1 protein-coding gene is annotated in these 610 nt (G+C 63.0%); it reads left to right on the top strand.

The window, feature by feature from the left end; translation table 11 throughout:
• Window positions 1-610, top strand: a 610-nt coding sequence (locus FK530_RS24860) for a DUF4853 domain-containing protein (RefSeq protein ID WP_158645203.1), incomplete at both ends; no start/stop codon positions are given.

The raw sequence follows: 610 nt of genomic DNA, 5'->3' as shown, positions 1-610 counted from the left end.
GCTGGACAAGACTCTGGCCACGGCCGGCTTCGACGAGAGGAGCGAGGTCCCCGATGCGCCCACCGATGGCTCCATCATCTGGAAGGACCCTCTCAACGGTGGATCCTTCACCCTCAATTTCTCGCCCGGTGTGCGTTCTTCACTGTCCTACAGTTCGGGATGTCGGCCAACTGACGGCAGTACGACGTCCTGGTCCGACCGTGTGATGCCGCCATGGGAGATGCAGCTCTCCACACCCGGTTTCGAGGAGTCGAGCCACCAACCGACCAGCCGCATCGGCTTCTGGAACGCCGTCAACACCCCGCAGACGCCCCTCATCGACGTGCCCGCCGGATGGGTCAGCGTTGCGGCCGAAGGTCTCGATACCAGTCAGGTGCTCGCTCTGAAGAGCAGCGGAGCCGGCATGGACTCCTCACCCACCGAACCGACCTTGACCATCACCAATCACTCACCCGCCGAAGTGTTCGGCGCGGGCGACGCAGAGCCATTCGCCGTCGATCTCTCCAAGGAAGGCATGCAACGGTTCGACACTGCCATGGCCGCGGACGGTGCAGATTCCGGGTTCACCTGGTTGGATGAGTCGTTCTCCAACACGTACGTGCCTGCCTAC

The sequence above is a fragment of the Tsukamurella conjunctivitidis genome (assembly GCF_007858475.1).
Classification (GTDB): domain Bacteria; phylum Actinomycetota; class Actinomycetes; order Mycobacteriales; family Mycobacteriaceae; genus Tsukamurella; species Tsukamurella conjunctivitidis.
This window is presented reverse-complemented; position numbering and strand designations above follow the sequence as displayed.